Source organism: Arthrobacter halodurans (assembly GCF_041877255.1).
In the GTDB taxonomy this organism is placed as follows: domain Bacteria; phylum Actinomycetota; class Actinomycetes; order Actinomycetales; family Micrococcaceae; genus Arthrobacter_N; species Arthrobacter_N halodurans.
Genome location: NZ_JBHDLJ010000008.1, coordinates 112746 through 127665, shown reverse-complemented (window position 1 = coordinate 127665; position 14920 = coordinate 112746). Strand labels below are relative to the sequence as shown.

The following is a 14920-nucleotide window of genomic DNA, read 5'->3' as shown; positions in this document are numbered from 1 at the left end:
CGGTCGGTCCGCCCGCCAGTCGCCCGGTCACGGCGGCTCGGGCGGCAGGGGCAACAGGACGGAGGGGCGCCGATCGGAGATCGTGTCCAGCGGATCGATGTACACGCCGTCCAGGCGCACGCCCCAGTGCACGCAGCGTCCCGAGCAGTGCCCGCCGGCGCCCACCTCGGCGAACACCCCGCCGTCCGCGACGACCGCACCGCGGGCCAGGGCGGCCACGGCCGGTTCGAAGCTGGACAGCAACCCGCCGCCGTGGTCGATCGTCACCACGGGCCGGTCCACGACGACGCCGGCGAAGGCGATCACCCCGGCGGCCGGCGCGCGCAGGGGATCCCCCCGGGCGGCGCCGAGGTCCACGCCGCGGTGGCCGGCCAGCCACCGCCGCTCGGGCGGATCGAACGGCTCGAGCACGCGCGGCGCGGGCGCCCCGCCGGGGGACCCGCGACCCGTCCCGCCGCCCGCCGGACCGAGCGGCCACCGCCAGCCCCCGGCCGCCCCGGCGGTGTCCGTGGGTGAGTTCCCGGCGGAGGACGCGGGGGAGCGCGTGGGCGGGGCGGGTCCGGGGACCGCCGACCCGTGGGCGAGCACCGCCGCCAGAACCACCGCGCAGGCCGCGCGGCCTCCGTGCGCCGCCGATGCCACCATGACGCCTCCCTCGTTTGCCGTCCGCCCCTTGCCCGCCCTGCCCGTCTGCGCACCACGATTCCGCAGGGGCACGGCAACGGCAACGGGCGGGCGCCGGGTGTGGACAACCCCGGATCGGCGGGGCCTGTGGGGGAGGGCCACCGGGCGGGGCGGGCTCCACCGCTGTAGTACACTGATAACCGCAGTTCTGTGCGTCGATCGTCCCTGTCCGGGTCATGGCGCGCGGGCTGACTTCGCGCATCGCGCATCCACCCTCGGGCCCGTGAACCACGGCGGCCGGGAGTGGACCGCGCCGCCCTCGGTCCGGAAACCGGCTGGGCGTCGTGGGCCGGCCATATCGGCGGCGGGGTGCCAGGGGCGCCGTCCAACGGGGACGGACCGCCGACAACCGAAACAACAGGCAGTGTCCGCGGTCGTGATGAGACCGGCCGCACCTGCCGGAAGGAGTGACGACATGCCAGTCGTTACCATGCGCCAGCTGCTCGACAGCGGCGTTCACTTTGGCCACCAGACCCGCCGCTGGAACCCGAAGATGAAGCGCTTCATCTTCACCGAGCGCAACGGCATCTACATCATCGACCTCCAGCAGTCGCTGTCCTACATCGACCGCGCCTACGAGTTCACCAAGGCCACCGTGGCCCACGGTGGAACCGTGCTGTTCGTCGGCACCAAGAAGCAGGCCCAGGAAGCGATCTCCGAGCAGGCCACCCGCGTGAACCAGCCCTACGTCAACCAGCGTTGGCTCGGCGGCATGCTCACCAACTTCCAGACCGTCGCCAAGCGTGTGCAGCGCATGAAGGAACTCGAAGAGATCAACTTCGACGACGTCGCGGGCTCGGGCCACACCAAGAAGGAACTGCTGCTGCTCCGCCGCGAGCTCACCAAGCTGCAGACCAACCTGGGCGGCATCCGGAACCTGACCAAGACGCCGTCGCTGATCTGGATCGTCGACACCAAGAAGGAGCACCTCGCCGTCGACGAGGCCCAGAAGCTCGGCATCCCCGTGGTGGCCATCCTGGACACCAACTGCGATCCGGACGAGGTCGACTTCCCGATCCCGGGCAACGACGACGCCATCCGCTCCGTCAACCTGCTGACCCGCGTCATCGCCGACGCCGTGGCCGAGGGCCTGATCGCCCGCAACAACAAGGCAGCCGGGAACGCCGACGCCGCGGCCGAGCCGCTGGCCGAGTGGGAGCGCGAGCTGCTCGAGGGCACCACCGAGGAAGCCAAGACGGAAGAGGCTCCGGCCGCGGAGGCCAAGGCCGATGAGGCTCCGGCCGAGACGGCCACCGAGGCTCCGGCCGAGTCCGCCGCCACCGAGGCTCCGGCCGAGACGGCCACCGAGGCTCCGGCCGAGGACGCCAAGTAACCAACCGAGCTATTCCGGGCCGGCGGGCCCCCACGGCCCGCCGGCCCGGGTCGACCCCGCGCGTCCCGTCCGGGACGCGGGGGTCTTCCCAACCACGAACCACTACGAATGGGGTTGCACATGGCGAACTACACCGCCGCTGACATCAAGGCCCTTCGCGAGCGCACCGGCGCTGGCATGATGGACGTCAAGAAGGCACTCGACGAGGCCAACGGCGACGCCGAGAAGGCCATCGAAATCATCCGCATCAAGGGCCTCAAGGGCGCCACGAAGCGCGAGGGCCGCTCGACGGCCGAGGGCCTCGTGGCCGCCAAGATCGTCGACGGCAACGTCGGCGTCATGGTCGAGGTCAACTGCGAGACCGACTTCGTCGCCAAGAGCGACAAGTTCATCGCGCTGGCCAACAAGGTCCTCGAGGTCGCCGTGGCCTCCGCCGCCGCCGACCCGGAGAGCCTGCTCGCCGCGGACGTCGAGGGCAAGAGCCTGGCCGACTACGTGACCGAAGAGGGCGCCGTCCTGGGGGAGAAGGTCGTCGTTCGCCGGCTGGCACGCCTCGAGGGCGCCACCGTCGACGCGTACCTGCACAAGACGTCCAAGGACCTCCCGGCGCAGGTCGGCGTCCTCATGGCCGTCGACGGAACGGGCGAGGCGGCGCAGACGGTCGCCCACGACGTCGCCGTGCACACCGCCGCGATGGCCCCGACCTACCTCTCCCGCGAGGAGGTCCCGACCGAGACCGTCGAGAACGAGCGCCGCATCGCCGACGAGACGGCCCGCGCCGAGGGCAAGCCCGAGGCCGCGCTGACGAAGATCGTCGAGGGACGCCTGACCGGCTTCTTCAAGGAGATCGTCCTCACCGACCAGTCCTTCGCGAAGGACGCCAAGAAGTCCGTCGGCAAGGTCCTCGACGAGGCCGGAGTGAAGGCTACCGCCTTCGCCCGTTTCCGCGTAGGCTCCTAGCAGCAGACGACGGCGGCCGGATTCCGCCCGCCGACAGCGGCAGAGGGGGCGGCCACCATCAGGTGGCCGCCCCTTTTTCCTGCCACGACCATCCCACCAGCACCAGAAGCAGCGCACCACGGCGGACCCTGGTCCGCGACAGGAGGCACCATGGAAGCCACTCAAGAGACCGTCGATTTCCCGGCCGCGCAGGAGCCGGCCCCGCGCCGCCGCGTCCTGCTCAAGCTCTCCGGCGAGGTGTTCGGCGGGGGCAAGCTCGGGGTCGATCCGGTGACCGTGCGCGGCGTGGCGGAGCAGATCGCGAAGACGGTCGGCGTGGTCGAGACCGCGATCGTCGTGGGCGGCGGGAACTTCTTCCGCGGCGCCGAGCTCTCCCAGTCGGGAATGGACCGTTCGCGCGCCGACTACATGGGCATGCTCGGCACCGTGATGAACTGCCTGGCCCTGCAGGACTTCCTGGAGCAGGCCGGCGTCGAGACCCGGGTCCAGTCCGCCATCAGCATGGCTCAGGTCGCCGAGGCCTACATCCCGCGCCGCGCCATCCGCCACCTCGAGAAGGACCGCGTGGTGATCTTCGGGGCCGGGGCCGGGCTGCCGTACTTCTCCACCGACACCGTCGCCGCGCAGCGCGCGCTCGAGGTGCGCGCCGACGTCGTCCTCATGGCCAAGAGCGGCGTGGACGGCGTGTACACCGCCGACCCGAAGAAGGATCCGGACGCGGTCAAGCTGGACCGCCTCACGTACGACGAGGCCCTCATCAAGGACATTCGCGTGATGGACCAGACCGCGATGACCATGTGCAAGGACAACGGCCTGGACATGGTGGTCTTCGGCATGGAGGGCGAGGGCAACGTGACCCGCGCGATCCTCGGCGAGCGGATGGGGACCGTCGTCACCGTCTAGTGACGGTGGCATAGGATGTTTGGAGAGTCCGAAACCACCCGGGGCGGCGTGCCGGTCCCCGGATCCCAAAGGAGCAACCAGTGATTGACGAAACCCTGCAGGACGCCGCCGAGAAGATGGAGCGGTCCCTCGAGGCCGCCAAGGAGGACTTCGCGACGATCCGCACCGGACGCGCCAACCCGGGCCTGTACTCCAAGGTGATGGTGGACTACTACGGTTCCGCGACCCCGCTGCAGCAGCTGGCCTCGTTCGCGGTGCCCGACGCGCGCACCATCCTCATCACCCCCTACGACGTCTCCGCGCTGCGCGAGATCGAGAAGGCCCTGAGCGACTCCGAGGTCGGCGCGAACCCGTCCAACGACGGCAAGATGATCCGCGTGACCATCCCCGAGCTGACGCAGGAGCGCCGCAAGGAGTACGTGAAGATCGTGCGCGGCAAGGGCGAGGACGCCAAGGTCGCCATCCGCAACCACCGGCGCAAGGCCAAGGACCTGCTGGACCGGCTGGTCAAGGACGGCGACGTCGGCGAGGACGACGGCGCGCGCGGCGAAAAGGAGCTCGACTCGCTGACCAAGAAGCACGTCGACGCGATCGACGACCTGCTCAAGCGCAAGGAAGCGGAGCTGCTGGAAGTCTGATGACGGAATCCACGCAGCCGGACGGCGGGTCCCCTGCCCGTTCCCTGCGGCAGGGGGCGCCCAAGGCCTCGCGGGCCGGGCGCAACCTGCCGGCGGCGATCGCCGTGGGCCTCATCCTGCTTTCCGCGGTCCTGCTGGGACTGCTGCTGATGCCGGTGGCCTTCGTGGCCATCGTGACGGCGTTCGGCGTCGTGGGTTGCTGGGAGGTCGGACGCGCGCTCGGCTCCACCGACATCGACGTGCCCCTGGTGCCCCTCCTCGCGGGCGCCGTCGCCATGCCGTTCTCCGCCTACTACGGCGGGAGCGAGGCGCTCGGGTTCGCCCTCGCCGGCACCGTCCTGCTGATCCTGCTCTGGCGGGTGATCGAGGGCGCGGCCGGGGCGCTGCGTTCCGTGATGGCCTCGACGTTCGTGGTCCTGTGGGTCCCGTTGCTGCTGAGCTTCGCGATCCTCATGTTCAAGGAGGTGGACGGCGCCTTCAAGGTGGCCACCGTGCTGCTGCTCGTCGTGGCCAACGACACGTTCGGGTACCTGGTCGGCGCCTTCTTCGGCAAGCACCCGATGGCCCCCAAGATCAGCCCGAAGAAGTCGTGGGAGGGGTTCGCCGGGTCCGTCGCGGGCGCGACCGTCGTCGGCGTCCTCGCCACCGTCTTCCTGCTCCAGCAGCCCTGGTGGGTCGGGATCCCGCTGGCCATGGCCACGGTGGCGGCCGCGACCGTCGGGGACCTCTCCGAGTCCATGGTCAAGCGCGAGCTGGGCATCAAGGACATGAGCAACCTCCTGCCGGGGCACGGCGGCATGATGGACCGCCTGGATTCCGTGGTCTTCGCCGTGCCCGTGGCGTACGTCCTGTCCGTCCTGCTGCTGCCCGGCGCGCGCTGACGGCTTTCGCGGCCCGGCTCTGGGTAGGATGATCGCAGCGGACGCTCCGGCGGCCGCTGCGATCAAGCTTTCACTAGGTGCAACGCGAAGCCGAGGACAAATCCGTGAGCCAGGACAACGCCCAGAAGACCCAGACGCCCTTCGAGCGCGTCTCGCCTCAGGAGTTCGGGTACAACACCAAACAGGTCGACCAGTTCCTGGCGCGGGCCCGCGCGACCTTCAACGGCACCGGGGACGACGCCGCCGCGGTCACCAGCCACCTCGTGCGCCGCACCGCCTTCGAGCCGCAGAAGGGCGGGTACGACGCGCGCGAGGTGGACACCGCCCTGGACCGGCTGGAGGACGTCTTCGCCCAGCGCGAGCGGGACGCGCTGATCGAGGCCGAGGGCGAGGACGCGTGGCTGCAGCAGATCGGCCGGCTTTCCGCCATCCTGCGCGGCCGGCTGCACCGCGCCCCGGGCGAGCGCTTCCGCCGGCCCACGCGGCGCGGTGTGCCCAGCTACAACGTGGAGGACGTCGACGAGCTGTGCGACGAGCTGATCGACTACTTCGAGCACGACACGCCGCTGAGCGTCGACGCGGTGCGCCGGGTGATGTTCCGGGAGGCCAAGGGGCAGGAAGGCTACGAAGAGAGCCAGGTCGATGCGTTCCTGGACCGCGTCGTCGAGCTCATGGCCTCGATCGACTGACCTGCGTCAGTCCCCGAGGGGCACCCGGGCCTCCGGGGCGTGGAGCCGCGCCATGACGGCGTCGACCCGCCGTGTGTTCACGCCGCCGGGGAGGCGGGACACCAGCACGGTGACCAAGAAGGCCAGCGGGACCGTCCACGCCGCCGGCTGGGAGAGCAGCTCGTAGGGCAGCCCCGCCGAGGAGGGCACCAGCCCGGCCGCGACCAGCGCCGATCCGCAGCTGGCGGCGCCGGCCAGCATTCCGGCGACCGCGCCGCGCGCGGTCAGCCCGCGCCACCAGATCCCGAGCAGCAGCAGCGGGCAGATGGTCGAGGCCGTGAACGCGAACACCGAGCCGATGGCGCCGGCCAGCGCGAACGTGCTTGTCCCCAGCGCCAGCAGCAGCGGGATGACGCAGGCGATCACGGTGGAGATCCGGAACCCGCGCACCGTGCCCCGGAAGAGGCCCTGGCTGATGACGCCGGCCAGCGAGACGACCAGCCCGGACGTCGTCGAAAGGAAAGCCGCGAAGGCGCCCCCGATCACCAGGGCCGAGAGGACGTCCCCGGCGGTCCCCCCGACAACGCGCCCCGGCAGCAGGAGCACCGTGGCGTCGGCGTTGCCCGAGGCGGCCAGCTCCGGCGTGTAGGCGCGGCCGAGGATCCCGAGCATCGTCGGGAAGAGGTAGAACAGCGACAGCAGGCCCAGCACGATCGCCGTGGTGCGCCGGGCCGAGGGCCCGTCGGGGTTGGTGTAGAAGCGGACCAGCACGTGCGGCAGGCCCAGCGTGCCGAAGAGCAGGGCGACGATCAGCGAGATGTTGCGGTAGATGCCGGCGTCCCCGGGCGACGGCGGCCGGTCGAACACCTGCCCGCCCGCCGTCGCGGATTCTCCGGCAAGGCCCAGGTGCAGGACCAGGAAGACGGCGGGCACCGCGAGGGCCACCAGCTTGAGCCAGTACTGGAAGGCCTGCACGAAGGTGATGGAGCGCATGCCGCCGGCGAGGACCGTGACGCACACGACGCCCATGACCAGCAGGGCGCCCATCCAGCCCGGCAGGGCCGTGGTGATGCCCAGGGTCAGGGCCGCGCCGTGGAGCTGCGGGACGATGTAGAGCCACCCCACGACGACGACCAGGGCCGACGTCACGAGCCGGGCCGCCCGCCCGCCGAGGCGGATCTGCGCGAAGTCGGGCAGCGTGTAGGCCCCGGAGCGGCGCAGGGGGGCCGCGACGAAGAGGAGGAGCATCAGGTAGCCGGCCGTGTAGCCGATCGGGAACCACAGCGCGTCCTGGCCGCTGACGACGATGAGCCCGGCGACGCCGAGGAAGCTCGCCGCGGAGAGGTACTCGCCGCCGATCGCCGACGCGTTCCACCACGGCTTCACCGTGCGGGAGGCGACGTAGAAGTCACCCGTGGTGCGGGAGATCCGCAGCCCGTGGAAGGCGATGAGCACGGTGGCGGCCGTGACGACCGCAACGGCGAGCAGGGCGATGGGCTGGTTCACGGCCGGGCGATGTCCCGGTAGCGGTCCTCGTTGCGCGCCGCGGCGCGGTTGAAGAGGAAGGCGCCGAGCAGGATGATCGGGTAGACGCCCAGCGCGAGGATGAGCCACGGCAGCGGGACGGTCGCGAGGCGGGTCTCGTGGATCTGCGGCCAGGTACCCACCAGCACGGCCAGGCCGACCAGCAGGACGAGGAATCCGATGGCGACCGTGAGGGCCAGGCGCAGCTGCGAGCGGATCAGGGACCGGACGTAGACGTCGCCCACCGGATCCGCCGCGCCGCGCCGCGCCGGGCGCAGGGCGGAGCCGGCGGGGGCCGTGACCCGGACCCGGCGCGGGCCCGGGGCGTCCCCGCTCACAGCGGGCGGACGCGCTTGGCGGCCAGCCGCTCGCGCAGGTGGGGGAGCGCCCGCCGGCTGACCGGGAGCTCGGTGCCCCCGACCATCACGGCGGCCCGGCCGGTCTGGAGCTTCACCTGGTCGATCCGGTCCATGGCCACGAGGTAGCTGCGGTGGATGCGGATGTAGCCGGCAGCGGCCCACTGCTGCTCCAGGTCGTTCAGCGGCACCCGGATCAGGTAGCTGGAGTCCTGCGTATGCAGCCTGGCGTAGTCGCCCTGCGCCTGGATGTAGCGGATCTCGTCGCGGCGGATCATCTTGGTGATGCCGCCCTGGTCCACGGTGACGACCTCCGGGGCCGCCGCGTCGTCCTCCATGAGCTCGCAGACGCGGCGCACGGACTCGGCGAGCCGCTCGGCGCGGATCGGCTTGAGCACGTAGTCGACGGCGGCCAGCTCGAACGCCTCGAGCGCCTGGGCCTCGTCGGCGGTCACGAAGACGACGGCGGGCGGGCGGGCGAAGCGGGAGATGACCCGGGCGATGTCCAGGCCGGAGAGCGCCGGCATGTGGATGTCCAGGAACAGGGCGTCGACCGGGAACTCCTCGAGCGCCTTGAGCGCCTCGGCGCCCGACGTGGCGCGGTGGATCTCCCCGACGCGCGGATCACGGGACAGCAAGTACGCCAGTTCCGCCACGGCGGGCAGTTCGTCGTCGGCGACGACCACGTTGATCATGGAACCAGTGTAGGGGCGCGGACGCGGGCGCCGGGAAGCTACGTCCCGGCCGACTGGCGGCGCGTGTCCGGGGGTCCGGCGTCGTGCCCGGGCTGGAACTTGGGCACGCGCATCGTGATGAGCGTCCCGGCCCCCGGGGCGGTGTCGATCACCAGCCCGTGGGCGTCGCCGTACACCTGGCGCAGGCGAACGTCCACGTTGCGCAGCCCCACGTGGATGCCCTCGGTGGTGCCGGCGAGCACGGAGCGCAGGGCGTCGGGGTCGATGCCGACGCCGTCGTCCTCGACCGTGATCTCCGCGTATTCGCCGCTGTCGCGCGCGGTGAGCGTGATCACGCCCCCTCCCGCCTTGCCCTCGAGGCCGTGGCGGACGGCGTTCTCGACCAGCGGCTGCAGCGAGAGGAACGGGATGATGGTGCTCAGCACCTCGGGGGCGATCGCAAGCGAGACGCGGATCCGGTCCCCGAAGCGCGCCTTCTCCAACAGCAGGTACCGGTCGATCGCCTGCAGCTCCTCGGCGAGCGTCGTGAAGTCGCCGTGGCGCCGGAACGAGTAGCGGGTGAAGTCGGCGAACTCCACGACCAGCTGCCGCGCCCGCTGGGGGTCCGTGATGATGAACGACGCGATGGCGTTGAGGCTGTTGTAGATGAAGTGCGGGCTGATCTGCGCGCGCAGGGCCCGGACCTCGGCCTCCATCAGCAGCGCCCGGGACTCGTCCAGCTCCGCCAGGCCGACCTGCGCGGCGACCCAACCGGCGACCTCCGTCGTCGCCCGCACCAGCCGCGCCTCGGCGCGCCGGGTGGACGCGACGACGGCGCCCGCCGTGCGGTCGCGCACCACGATCGGGGCGACCACGATGTCCAGCCCCCCGCGGTGGATGACCTGTGTCCGGCCCCCCGTCATCGCGTCCGCGGCGAGCTCCAGGAGCGGCAGCTGCGGGACGTCGCCATCCTCGGCCAGCACCTCGACGGTGTCCGTGATCGCCAGCCCGTCGCAGGCCAGCAGCCCCCGGAGGTGCCGGCTGGCCTTGGCCGCCCCCTCGCGGGTCAGGCCGCTGGCCAGGTGCGGGGCGGCGAGCGAGACGGTGTGGAGGGTCTCGTAGGTCGCCCGGTCCGCGTCCGTGCCGAGGTCGCGCGAGGTGCGGAACACGCGGTAGCCCACGAACGACACGACGGCCACGGCCACCAGCACGACGGCGGAGATCAGGGTGGTCTGCAGGGCGGCCGAGAGCATGGCACCAGCGTAGACCGGGGCGCCGTTCGGCGGCGACGCCGACCGTTCGGCGCAGGGTCGGCGCCGCTCGGCACAGCGCCCCTGTGATCCGCTTCACTGCGTCACATCGAGGGCGCAAGGTGATGTTAGTCACTATCGCCGCCGCGCAACGGCGCGCAGTGTCGTCAAAGGAGGAAGCATGGCCACCACGCCCAGCCCGGACCCCAGTCCGATCGAGGACTTCACCGAGGTCCAGAACAGCCCGGAGTTCAAAGAACTCAAACGCACGCACCGCAGTTTCGTGTTCCCCATGACCGTGTTCTTCCTGCTCTGGTACTTCGCCTATGTGCTGGCGGCCGCGTACCTGCCGGAGTTCATGTCCATCAAGGTGATGGGCAACATCAACGTCGGTCTCGTCCTGGGCCTGCTCCAGTTCGTCTCGACGTTCGTCATCACGGCGCTCTACGTCAGCTTCGCCAACCGCAAACTCGACCCGAAGGCCACCGCGATCCGCCACGAGATCGAGGGCCACCCGACCACCCAGGAGGCCTCCCAGTGAACGCCCCGATCCTTCAGGCGGCGGCCGCCGAGACCACCACGGTCGGCAACCCGCTCGTCAACATCCTCATCTTCGGGCTGTTCGTCGCCGTCACCCTCGTGGTGGTGTTGCGCGCCAGCAAGAACAACAAGACCGCGGCCGACTACTACGCCGGCGGCCGCTCCTTCACGGGCGGTCAGAACGGTACGGCCATCGCGGGCGACTACCTCTCCGCGGCGTCGTTCCTCGGCATCGTCGGCGCCATCGCGATCAACGGCTACGACGGCTTCCTCTACTCCATCGGCTTCCTGGTCGCATGGCTCGTCGCCCTGCTGCTCGTCGCCGAACTGCTGCGCAACACCGGCAAGTTCACCATGGCCGACGTGCTCTCCTTCCGCCTGAAGCAGCGCCCCGTGCGCATCGCCGCGGCCATCAGCACGCTCGCCGTGTGCCTGTTCTACCTCCTGGCGCAGATGGCCGGGGCGGGCGGGCTCGTCTCCCTGCTGCTGGGCATCGACGACAGGATCGGCCAGTCGGTCGTCATCACCGTCGTCGGCGCGCTGATGATCATGTACGTGCTGATCGGCGGCATGAAGGGCACCACGTGGGTGCAGATCATCAAGGCCGGGCTGCTGATCACGGGCGCAGGCATCATGACCATCTGGGTCCTGGCCCTCTACGGCTTCAACCTCTCCGCGCTGCTCGGCGACGCCGTCGCCACCGCCGGCACCGACGCCATCCTGAACCCGGGCCTGCAGTACGGGCTGAACCCGACCACGCAGCTCGACTTCCTGTCCCTCGGCCTGGCGCTGGTCCTCGGCACCGCGGGCCTGCCGCACGTGCTGATGCGCTTCTACACCGTCCCGACGGCGAAGGAGGCCCGCCGTTCCGTGGTCTGGGCCATCTGGCTCATCGGCGGCTTCTACCTCTTCACCCTGGTGCTCGGCTACGGCGCCGGCGCGCTGATCGGCGCCGACCGGATCCAGGCGGCCCCGGGCGGGGTGAACTCCGCGGCCCCGCTGCTGGCGTTCGAACTGGGCGGATCCCTGCTGCTCGGCGTGATCTCCGCGGTCGCGTTCGCCACGATCCTCGCGGTCGTGGCCGGGCTGACCATCACCGCCGCGGCGTCGTTCGCCCACGACATCTACGCGAACGTGATCGCCAAGGGCCGCACCACCCCGGAGCAGGAGGTCAAGGTCGCCCGGCGCACCGTCGTCATCATCGGCATCCTGGCCATCCTCGGCGGCATCGGGGCGCAGGGCCAGAACGTGGCCTTCCTCGTCGCGCTGGCCTTCGCGGTGGCGGCCTCGGCCAACCTGCCGACGATCATCTACTCGCTCTACTGGAAGCGGTTCAGCACCCAGGGCGCCGTGTGGTCGATGTACGGCGGACTCGGTTCGGCCCTGCTGCTGATCGTGTTCTCGCCGGTGATGTCCGGCAACGAGACGGCGATGATCCCCGCCGCCGACTTCGCCATCTTCCCGCTGAAGAACCCGGGCCTGGTCTCCATCCCGCTGGCGTTCTTCCTCGGGTGGCTCGGCACGGTCGTCTCCAAGCGGGTGGAGGATCCCATCAAGCAGGCCGAGATGGAGGTCCGCTCCCTCACCGGCGTCGGCGCCGAAAAGGCCGTGGAGCACTAGCCCCTCCGGTTTCCACGACGACACGACAGGAAGGACCCCCGCGGAATCCGCGGGGGTCCTTCCTATGGTCGGCCGGGGGCCGGCGCGGCTTCGCCGGTGGCCAGCAGGGGCCGCATGCGGTGGGGGATCAGCTCCGCCATGGCCAGGGACGTGTCCGCCCGCTCGACGCCGTCGATGCCCAGGATCGTCCCGTTGACGCGGAAGAGGTCCTCGGCCCCGCTGGCCACGACGCGCGCCAGAATATCGGCGCTGCCGGTCAGGCCGTGCGCCTCGACGACCTCGGGGATGGCGGCGAGCGCCTCGACGATCGGGCCGAGCAGGCGCTGCTGGACGTGGATGTGGACGAAGCTGGTGAGCGGGTAGCCCAGCGCGGCGGGGTTCACCCGCCGTTCGAAGGGCAGAAACGCGCCCCGGTTCTCCAGCCGCGTCAGCCGGGCCTGCACGGTGTTGCGGGAGAGGGCCAGCCGCTGGGACAGGCCCACCACGGTGGCCTTCGGGTCCTGCGACAGGGCGTCCAGCAGGCGAAGGTCGATGTCATCCATGGGGTGCATAGTGCGCAACGCTAGCATGGTAGCGTCCGGCCGGATATGGCATCATGCTCACTTTTCCGCGCATCGGTTGTGCGTCCTGATGGTTGTGAGTATCGTCACAGCAAGCCGTGGCGACGACGCCCCGGCCAGCTGTCCGGGGCCCCGACCACACGTCACGCCGGCACCGGGCGACCGAGACCCGAAGGGTTCACCAGTGTCCCTGAACGACGCACAGCCCGCCGCCGGCGGGCCGGATGAGGAGCTCATCCAGCTGATTTCGCCCACCGGCGAGCGAACGCCGCACCCCGAGTACGACCGCTGGGTCGAGGACGTCGACGACGACGCCCTGGCCGCCCTGTACACGGACATGGTCGCCATCCGCAGGATCGACAACGAGGCCACGGCGCTCCAGCGCCAGGGCGAGCTGGCCCTGTGGCCGCCGCTGTTGGGGCAGGAGGCCGCGCAGATCGGCTCGGGCCGCGCCCTGCGGCGGGACGACTTCGTCTTCGCGTCCTACCGGGAAAACGGCGTGGCCTACTGCCGCGGGGTGGACTTCTCCGACATCCTGCGCGTGTGGCGCGGCAACGCCTCCAGCGGGTGGGACCCGTTCGAGCTGAACATGGCCACCCCGCAGATCATCATCGGCGCGCAGACGCTGCACGCCGCGGGCTACGCAATGGGCATCAAGTTCGACGGCGGCGACCAGGCGGCCATCACGTACTTCGGCGACGGGGCCACCAGCCAGGGCGACGTCAACGAGGCCCTCGTGTTCGCCGCCAGCTACCAGGCCCCCGTCGTCTTCTTCTGCCAGAACAACCAGTGGGCGATCTCCGAGCCGGTCCGGCTGCAGACGCACACGCGGATCGTCGACCGCGCCGCGGGCTTCGGGATCCCCGGCATCCGGGTCGACGGCAACGACGTCCTCGCGTGCCTCGCGGCCACCCGGGTGGCCCTGGACCGTGCGCGGACGGGCAACGGCCCGACCTTCATCGAGGCCGTCACCTACCGCATGGGTCCGCACACGACCGCGGACGACCCGACCCGCTACCGCGACGCCAACGAGCTGGAGGCGTGGAAGGCCCGGGACCCGATCGCCCGGCTCGAGGCGCACCTGACCGCGCGCGGGATGGATCCCGCGCGGCTCGCCGAGGACGCCGGCCGGCGAGCGGACGAGGTCGCCGCGCAGCTGCGCAAGGGCGTCATCGACATGGAGGAGCCCGAGACCATGGAGGTCTTCGAGCACGTCTACGCCGCACCCCACTCCTGGCTGGACCGCCAGCGGGAGCAGTACGGCCTCTACCTGAACCAGTTCACCGCGGACGCGGCGTCGGAAGGAGGCGCGCGATGACTTCCCTCACCTTCGGCAGGGCCATCACCGCAGGCCTGCGCAAGTCCATGGAACACGATCCGAAGGTCGTCCTGATGGGGGAGGACATCGGCAAGCTCGGCGGCGTCTTCCGCATCACCGACGGCCTGCAGAAGGACTTCGGCGAGCACCGGGTGATCGACACCCCGCTGGCGGAGTCCGGCATCATGGGGACCGCGATCGGCATGGCCTACCGCGGCTACCGTCCGGTCGTGGAGATCCAGTTCGACGGCTTCGTGTACCCCGCGTTCGACCAGATCGTCAGCCAGGTCGCGAAGCTGCACTACCGCACCAAGGGCCGGGTGCGGATGCCGCTGACCATCCGCATCCCGTTCGGGGGAGGCATCGGCTCGCCGGAGCACCACTCGGAGTCCCCGGAGGCCTACTTCGCGCACACCGCGGGCCTGCGCGTGGTCAGCCCCTCCCACCCGCAGGACGCGTTCACGATGATCCAGCAGGCGATCGCCAGCGACGATCCCGTGGTCTACTTCGAGCCGAAGCGCCGCTACCACGAGAAGGCCGACGTCGACCTCGGCGCGGGGGTCTCCGCGCTGTCCATGGGCTCGGCACGGGTGGCCGCGCCGGGATCGGACGTCACGCTCGTCGCCTACGGCCCGCTCGTCAAGACGGCCCTGGACGCGGCCGTCGCCGCGTCGGACGAGGGGATCTCCGTGGAGGTCGTGGACCTGCGCTCCCTCTCGCCCGTGGACTACGCGACGCTGGAGGCCTCCGTGCGCAAGACCGGGCGCCTGGTGATCGCGCACGAGGCCGGCCAGAACGGCGGCCTCGGCGCGGAGCTCGCGACGAGCGTGACGGAGCGCTGCTTCCACCATCTGGAGCACGCGCCCGTGCGCGTCACCGGGTTCGACATCCCCTACCCGGCGTCGAAGCTGGAGTTCCACCACCTGCCCGATCTGGACCGGATCCTCGACGGCGTGGACCGCGCCCTCGGCCGGCCCAACTCCCTGACTTCCCTGGAAGGCTAGATGAGCG

16 protein-coding genes are annotated in these 14920 nt (G+C 70.9%); 10 read left to right on the top strand and 6 right to left on the bottom strand.

Going from position 1 to position 14920, the window contains the following annotated elements:
- Nucleotides 1-27 precede the first annotated feature (27 nt).
- Nucleotides 28-645: a M23 family metallopeptidase gene (locus ACETWP_RS11410; protein WP_373972370.1), complete on the bottom strand. Its 618-nt coding sequence runs from the start codon at nt 643-645 to the stop codon at nt 28-30.
- Between the two features lie 454 nt (nt 646-1099).
- Here ACETWP_RS11410 and rpsB point away from each other — a divergent pair, with 454 nt between their 5' ends.
- From rpsB to ACETWP_RS11380, 6 genes are all read left to right on the top strand, one after another.
- Nucleotides 1100-2017, top strand: a complete 918-nt coding sequence (gene rpsB / locus ACETWP_RS11405; protein WP_373972369.1) for a 30S ribosomal protein S2 — start codon at nt 1100-1102, stop codon at nt 2015-2017.
- 120 nt (nt 2018-2137) lie between these two features.
- A complete protein-coding gene (tsf, locus tag ACETWP_RS11400) occupies nt 2138-2977 on the top strand; it encodes a translation elongation factor Ts (protein ID WP_373972368.1) in 840 nt (279 codons plus the stop codon).
- A gap of 150 nt (nt 2978-3127) precedes the next feature.
- The gene (gene pyrH / locus ACETWP_RS11395; RefSeq protein WP_373972367.1) at nt 3128-3880 is read left to right on the top strand and encodes a UMP kinase; all 753 of its coding nucleotides are present in this window, start codon (nt 3128-3130) and stop codon (nt 3878-3880) included.
- An 80-nt stretch (nt 3881-3960) separates the two neighbouring features.
- Entirely contained in the window at nt 3961-4518 is a 558-nt protein-coding gene (gene frr, locus ACETWP_RS11390) for a ribosome recycling factor (RefSeq protein ID WP_373972366.1), read from the top strand.
- Nucleotides 4518-5399: a phosphatidate cytidylyltransferase gene (locus ACETWP_RS11385; RefSeq protein ID WP_373972365.1), complete on the top strand. Its 882-nt coding sequence runs from the start codon at nt 4518-4520 to the stop codon at nt 5397-5399. The genes frr and ACETWP_RS11385 overlap by 1 nt, the downstream gene beginning before the upstream one ends.
- 104 nt (nt 5400-5503) lie before the next feature.
- Entirely contained in the window at nt 5504-6088 is a 585-nt protein-coding gene (locus tag ACETWP_RS11380) for a DivIVA domain-containing protein (protein WP_373972364.1), read from the top strand.
- Nucleotides 6089-6094: 6 nt separating this feature from the next.
- Here ACETWP_RS11380 and ACETWP_RS11375 read toward each other — a convergent pair whose 3' ends face one another.
- Genes ACETWP_RS11375 through ACETWP_RS11360 form a run of 4 tightly spaced genes read right to left on the bottom strand, consistent with a single transcriptional unit; the run spans nt 6095 to nt 9874 of the window.
- The gene (locus tag ACETWP_RS11375) at nt 6095-7573 is read right to left on the bottom strand and encodes a sodium/solute symporter (RefSeq protein ID WP_373972363.1); all 1479 of its coding nucleotides are present in this window, start codon (nt 7571-7573) and stop codon (nt 6095-6097) included.
- Complete coding sequence (locus ACETWP_RS11370; RefSeq protein ID WP_373972362.1) at nt 7570-7929, bottom strand: hypothetical protein; 360 nt, start codon at nt 7927-7929, stop codon at nt 7570-7572. Before ACETWP_RS11370 ends, ACETWP_RS11375 begins: the two co-directional genes overlap by 4 nt.
- Nucleotides 7926-8642, bottom strand: a complete 717-nt coding sequence (locus ACETWP_RS11365) for a LytR/AlgR family response regulator transcription factor (RefSeq protein ID WP_373972361.1) — start codon at nt 8640-8642, stop codon at nt 7926-7928. The genes ACETWP_RS11370 and ACETWP_RS11365 overlap by 4 nt, the downstream gene beginning before the upstream one ends.
- Nucleotides 8643-8680: 38 nt before the next feature.
- Nucleotides 8681-9874, bottom strand: coding sequence for a sensor histidine kinase (locus ACETWP_RS11360; protein ID WP_373972360.1), 1194 nt, complete (start codon nt 9872-9874; stop codon nt 8681-8683).
- Between the two features lie 178 nt (nt 9875-10052).
- Between ACETWP_RS11360 and ACETWP_RS11355 the strand changes: the two genes are divergently transcribed.
- Together ACETWP_RS11355 and ACETWP_RS11350 are read left to right on the top strand one after the other, a co-directional pair.
- Nucleotides 10053-10412 (top strand): DUF485 domain-containing protein, encoded by a 360-nt coding sequence (locus ACETWP_RS11355; RefSeq protein ID WP_373972359.1) that lies wholly within the window; start codon nt 10053-10055, stop codon nt 10410-10412.
- The gene (locus tag ACETWP_RS11350; RefSeq protein ID WP_373972358.1) at nt 10409-12031 is read left to right on the top strand and encodes a monocarboxylic acid transporter; all 1623 of its coding nucleotides are present in this window, start codon (nt 10409-10411) and stop codon (nt 12029-12031) included. The genes ACETWP_RS11355 and ACETWP_RS11350 overlap by 4 nt, the downstream gene beginning before the upstream one ends.
- Nucleotides 12032-12093: 62 nt before the next feature.
- Here ACETWP_RS11350 and ACETWP_RS11345 read toward each other — a convergent pair whose 3' ends face one another.
- On the bottom strand, nt 12094-12582 hold the full coding sequence (locus ACETWP_RS11345; RefSeq protein WP_373972357.1) for an Lrp/AsnC family transcriptional regulator: 489 nt from the start codon (nt 12580-12582) through the stop codon (nt 12094-12096).
- Between the two features lie 193 nt (nt 12583-12775).
- Between ACETWP_RS11345 and pdhA the strand changes: the two genes are divergently transcribed.
- Complete coding sequence (gene pdhA / locus ACETWP_RS11340; protein WP_373972356.1) at nt 12776-13909, top strand: pyruvate dehydrogenase (acetyl-transferring) E1 component subunit alpha; 1134 nt, start codon at nt 12776-12778, stop codon at nt 13907-13909.
- Complete coding sequence (locus ACETWP_RS11335) at nt 13906-14913, top strand: alpha-ketoacid dehydrogenase subunit beta (RefSeq protein WP_373972355.1); 1008 nt, start codon at nt 13906-13908, stop codon at nt 14911-14913. Before pdhA ends, ACETWP_RS11335 begins: the two co-directional genes overlap by 4 nt.
- The last annotated feature ends 7 nt before the right edge of the window (nt 14914-14920 follow it).

Bases quoted from the DNA above. Each gene is read 5' to 3' on its own strand.
- ACETWP_RS11345 (WP_373972357.1), bottom strand. From the start codon at position 12,582: ATGCACCCCATGGATGACATCGACCTTCGCCTGCTGGACGCCCTGTCG.
- tsf (WP_373972368.1), top strand. From the start codon at position 2,138: ATGGCGAACTACACCGCCGCTGACATCAAGGCCCTTCGCGAGCGCACC.
- ACETWP_RS11360 (WP_373972360.1), bottom strand. From the start codon at position 9,874: ATGCTCTCGGCCGCCCTGCAGACCACCCTGATCTCCGCCGTCGTGCTG.
- pyrH (WP_373972367.1), top strand. From the start codon at position 3,128: ATGGAAGCCACTCAAGAGACCGTCGATTTCCCGGCCGCGCAGGAGCCG.
- ACETWP_RS11365 (WP_373972361.1), bottom strand. From the start codon at position 8,642: ATGATCAACGTGGTCGTCGCCGACGACGAACTGCCCGCCGTGGCGGAA.
- ACETWP_RS11355 (WP_373972359.1), top strand. From the start codon at position 10,053: ATGGCCACCACGCCCAGCCCGGACCCCAGTCCGATCGAGGACTTCACC.
- ACETWP_RS11335 (WP_373972355.1), top strand. From the start codon at position 13,906: ATGACTTCCCTCACCTTCGGCAGGGCCATCACCGCAGGCCTGCGCAAG.
- ACETWP_RS11385 (WP_373972365.1), top strand. From the start codon at position 4,518: ATGACGGAATCCACGCAGCCGGACGGCGGGTCCCCTGCCCGTTCCCTG.
- rpsB (WP_373972369.1), top strand. From the start codon at position 1,100: ATGCCAGTCGTTACCATGCGCCAGCTGCTCGACAGCGGCGTTCACTTT.
- ACETWP_RS11410 (WP_373972370.1), bottom strand. From the start codon at position 645: ATGGTGGCATCGGCGGCGCACGGAGGCCGCGCGGCCTGCGCGGTGGTT.